The following is a 4,619-nucleotide window of genomic DNA, read 5'->3' as shown; positions in this document are numbered from 1 at the left end:
CCGGATGCGGGTGACATCGGTCCGCGGCAGCTGAATCCACTGTCCCTGCGGGGTCTGCCCGGCCTGATCGCGCAGCCACTGCTGAATGTCCGCTATAGAGCCGTGCTGCTCGAACGGATAGGGCGTGGCGTACTCCCGCTCTACGACGCTGATCGCGTGCGTATGGGAGGCGATCAGCCCGGGCACCACCGTCTTCCCGTCCGCGTCAATAACCCGGGTTTCCCCGCCGATAAGATCCTCGACCTCGCCGTTATCCCCGATTGCCACGAACTTTCCTCCGCGGATCGCGACCGCCTCCACCTGCGAAAAAGTACTGTCGACGGTCAGAATGTTTCCATTCTTCACTACCATATCCGCCGGTGGCCCCCCGCTGCAGGCTCCGCAAAACATGAACACACTTATAAGAACTACCCACTGAAATTGATACATTACCTTTCTTTTTAATTTAAACAAATATTAAATACACTATTATGTTAGGATAAACGCAACCTGAAATTATGTTTTATTATGATATTCTGGTTTATCTTACGGTATATAACTATTTTGAATGTGTATGTCTAAATTATTTTTGGATGACAGGAATTTGAATGTTATGCGCCTCCAACGGGATATTTACCGGGATGTATCCAGTTGGATTACTGAACCTATTTTTTGATCGGGAAAATTTTTATATGCGTTATTTCTTTTTACTATACCAATAATTCCAATTTGGGTAATTCAAAGTAGGGGATTTTTTTAATAAAAATATAGTGCTTTATGAATAAAATTAACCGCAGAACCTTTTTAAAAAATACGTTGGCAACATCAGCGGGAACATTAGCCTTTCCCACCATTTTAGCCTCCTCTGTATTAAGCAAAAGTAGACCCAACGATAAAATCAATATTGGCCAGATCGGCTGTGGACGTATTGCCCGGGGGCATGATATGCCGGAAACGCTGAACCACAATGTAGCCCGAATAATCGCCGTTTGTGATGTTGACAGGAACCGCATGAAAGACGGGAAAGAATATATCGAGCAGTTCTATGCAGATAAAAAAGGTAGTAAAAACTACATAGATGTAAAAATGTATGAAGATTATCGTGAAATGCTCCTGAATCCTGATATAGATGCGGTGATCATCAGCACGCCCGACCACTGGCATGTACAGCCTGCTATTGAAGCGGCCCTGGCAAATAAAGATGTTTACCTGCAAAAACCGGTCTCTTTGACCGTTGCGGAAAGCCAGCTATTACGAGATGTCGTAAAAGAGCAGGGAACGATTTTACAGGTTGGCACACAGGTTCGTTCCACATCCCCGCAATTTAAATATGCCGCTGAACTAGTCAGAAACGGCAGGATAGGAAAATTACACACCGCGATCGTCAATTTTCCCGCAGACAAGCCGGGACCAGCCCTCAATACAATGCCGGTTCCCGGCCACTTGAACTTCGATATGTGGCTGGGTTCCACCCCCCGAATACCTTATTCTGAAGCTGCCGTACACCCCGATGACGGCTATGGCCGGCCGGGCTGGTTATGGCAGGAACAATTCGGCGCCGGTATGATCACGGGCTGGGGACAACATCAATTTGATTTGGCTGCCTGGGGAATGGGCACGGAACATACCGGCCCCGCATCAATAGAAGCCATGGCCCGCTTCTACCAAAATCGCCCGCGTCATGTCCATGGTGATTTTATGGTCAAGGCTCGATATGACAACGGAGTTACCATGTATGCCAATTCAAGATCTCCGGTTGTTATCAGGTATGAAGGCACGGAAGGATGGATAGAAGTATTCCGAGGAGACTATTCCGTGACGGAGGGTAATCCGGCTACCTCGGAAGCAAACAGGAAAGTCCTTAATGCAAGCAATCCCGGGATTCTTACCTCGGAAATTAACGAAGACGAAATTCACCTGTATCCCATTACCAATGAGCATCATGGCAACTGGCTGGACTGCATCCGGTCACGGAAGCAGCCGATGTCTCCCATTGAAGTGGGACATCATGTATGCACGCTCTGCCTGATCAGTCACATTGCCATGAAAATACCGGGGAAGCTGGAATGGGATCCGGAAGAGGAACAGTTTATCAATAACGATCGCGCCAATTCCATGTTAAGCCGTCCGCAGCGTCATCCTTATGGTACCGACTATATTGATATGTAGTAATATATTAGCCGAAGTTCAGAATTCGGTCGGTATGATGAAAAAATGAAAGACGTAGCAACACCCCATGCAAAACCGCCTAAACAAGTTACCCATATGAGCAATATTAGCCGAAAAAAGTTTATAGCAAGTACAACGGCCGCCGCTGCCATGCCTTTCCTTCCCGATTTAAACGGGCAGGATACTACTTCCGGTAATACTGCATCATCAATTCCGGAGAACATAACAATTGAAAGAATTGAGACCTTTCCGGTACGATATCTTTCAGTACTGCCATTCCGTTTCTTAGATGGTCCGACCGGCACCGGGCGTCCCGCTGTCCTGGTAAAAATAACTGCGGATAACGGCAGCATTGGATGGGGGGAAAGCGTACCGGTTCCCCGTTGGAGCTACGAAACACTTGAGGCATCCGTCCATGCCATAGACACCTATCTGACGCCGGTATTAACGGGACACAATCCGTTCGACCTGAAAGGGATCAAAGAGCTAATGAGCCGGGAAATTGCTCCATCATTCACCACCGGCATGCCGATCACGAAGTCGGGTATTGACATGGCCCTCCACGATCTGATGGGTAAGATCACAGGGCGGAATATCGCCGAATTGTGGGGAAGAACCACGGGCGAGGAAATAGTATTGAGCTGGACGATCAGTACGACAGATCTCGGCGAAGCGGAGGATCTGGTAAAGAAAGGGCTGGAAAAAGGATACCGGCATTTTAATCTCAAAGTGGGTCCGGATCCGGCGTATGACCTGAAGCTTGTGGAGCGGGTCAAACAGATCGTACCCGACAGTTTTCTCTGGGCGGACGCCAATGGCGGGTATGACCTCTCCACGGCCCTTGACGCTGCTCCCAGGCTGGCAGATGCCGGTGTGCCGGTATTGGAGCAGCCCATACCGATCAGCCAGATTACCGGTTACCGCAGGCTGGTGGCCCAGGGTGCGCTTCCCATCATTGTGGACGAGGGTATGGTTTCACCGGCACAGGTGCTTGAATTTATCAAACTGGACTGCCTCGATGGAGTAGCCATGAAACCGGCCCGTACCGGGGGACTGCTTTCAGCGCGTCAGCAGATAGAATTGCTCGGGCACGCGGGACTTCAATTTCTTGGCAGCGGACTAACCGATCCCGACGTGTCCCTTGCAGCTTCCCTGATTCTTTTCAGCGCCTATGATTTGTCATACCCGGCTGCCCTTAACGGACCGCAATTTCTGGCCGAAAGTATCATAACCGAACCTTTTCGTCCCGTTAACGGAAAAGTACGGGTTCCGCAGGGCGCGGGGCTGGGCGTCGAGGTAGATGAAGACAAATTACAAGACCTGGTCAGGCGGTCAAAATGAAGCTTCCAGGCTCAATCAGGGTGAGGATTCCCGGACAAAATCCGCAAACTTTTTTTCCACCCGGGCAAAATCGGCATCCCCGCGATGTACATAAACACGATATTTAAGTTCAAAATCTTCACCGGGTTTAAGCGCAAGGCGCTCATATTGCGGCCAGGAAGCCCCGAGAAACCCATAATACCGGAGAATCCACCCTGAATGGGGAAACCCCGGGTTGCCGGGATGCTGAAAAACAGCCAAGCCGGCATAGGTACTGTCGGATACCAGTGACGAATAGTCCGCCCAGCCGCTATCCACTACCAGGGCATCGTCCTCCATTACCCCTTCAGCTGTTGTTATTTTATTACCCGGGCGGCTGCCGACGGGCCGTATATTAAAACCACCGTAGCCGGTTTCTCCGCGTCCCCTTAACGTTACTTCCTTTGATGAACTATTTTGGAATCGAAGGGTAAAATCAATAGAACGGCCAATTTTGTCCGCTTTATGGGCCGTGATAGTGATATACTCCTCTACGAAGGGTTCCCATTTTTCATCCATGCGCCACCCGCTTTCAAACGAAATGGTTGCCTGTCCCTCGCCGGCCTCTTTGTGGTACCATTTTCGAAATAACTGTCGGGCCCCGACTAACGCCCAGGGATCAATACTTTTATCGCCATAGGTCACATCCGGCCAGGTCCAAAAGAGTCCACGGTGATGCGGGTGGTCTTCCGGAAAATCTTCGGTTAGCTTTTCGCCATCAAGTCCAAAAATGGGATGAACATAATTGGATCGCCAATACTTGCCATCCATTCCGTCGGGCGGATCCATTCGGCCGTGCACCATTGACAGAACGGGCTGATCACCCTCGTAAATAGTAAGCGTGGAGTCATTATCCTGAAATGAAAAATCACCGTTGTCTTCCGCTTCCGGTTGAGAGCCTGCGAGTATTCCAAATACAACTATAGGTATAACGATAAATAGTACAGTGTTGGAAACAGTCTTCATGATCTGAGAGGTTATTTATTGTAAACTTTTATTATTGGATGATATCGCCTCGACAGCTTCCCGGCCCAGGCGGTCTTCCAGCTGCTTAAGGTAAAGACTCTTGGGCTCAACATGGCGCCCGTAGCTATCCCAGAGACCGTCCCCGC

At 49.6% G+C, this 4,619-nt stretch carries 4 protein-coding genes; 2 read left to right on the top strand and 2 right to left on the bottom strand.

Translation table 11 applies throughout. The features are described from left to right. A partial coding sequence (locus ACESLU_RS12030) for an amidohydrolase family protein (protein ID WP_372638893.1) occupies nt 1-351 on the bottom strand: 351 nt, incomplete at its 3' end. 414 nt (nt 352-765) lie between these two features. Between ACESLU_RS12030 and ACESLU_RS12025 the strand changes: the two genes are divergently transcribed. Then, complete coding sequence (locus ACESLU_RS12025; RefSeq protein ID WP_372638894.1) at nt 766-2,148, top strand: Gfo/Idh/MocA family oxidoreductase; 1,383 nt, start codon at nt 766-768, stop codon at nt 2,146-2,148. Nucleotides 2,149-2,244: 96 nt separating this feature from the next. Beyond that, nucleotides 2,245-3,489, top strand: coding sequence for a mandelate racemase/muconate lactonizing enzyme family protein (locus tag ACESLU_RS12020; protein WP_372638892.1), 1,245 nt, complete (start codon nt 2,245-2,247; stop codon nt 3,487-3,489). Nucleotides 3,490-3,504: 15 nt separating this feature from the next. On the opposite strand, the gene ACESLU_RS12015 is transcribed toward ACESLU_RS12020, so the two are convergent. Beyond that, entirely contained in the window at nt 3,505-4,473 is a 969-nt protein-coding gene (locus ACESLU_RS12015) for a PmoA family protein (RefSeq protein ID WP_372638891.1), read from the bottom strand. Between the last annotated feature and the right edge of the window lie 146 nt (nt 4,474-4,619).

Source organism: Fodinibius sp., from assembly GCF_041642155.1.
Taxonomy (GTDB): domain Bacteria; phylum Bacteroidota; class Rhodothermia; order Balneolales; family Balneolaceae; genus Fodinibius.
This window is presented reverse-complemented; position numbering and strand designations above follow the sequence as displayed.

Excerpts from the sequence above, each read along its gene's own strand:
- ACESLU_RS12020 (WP_372638892.1), top strand. The coding sequence starts at position 2,245 with ATGAGCAATATTAGCCGAAAAAAGTTTATAGCAAGTACAACGGCCGCC.
- ACESLU_RS12015 (WP_372638891.1), bottom strand. The coding sequence starts at position 4,473 with ATGAAGACTGTTTCCAACACTGTACTATTTATCGTTATACCTATAGTT.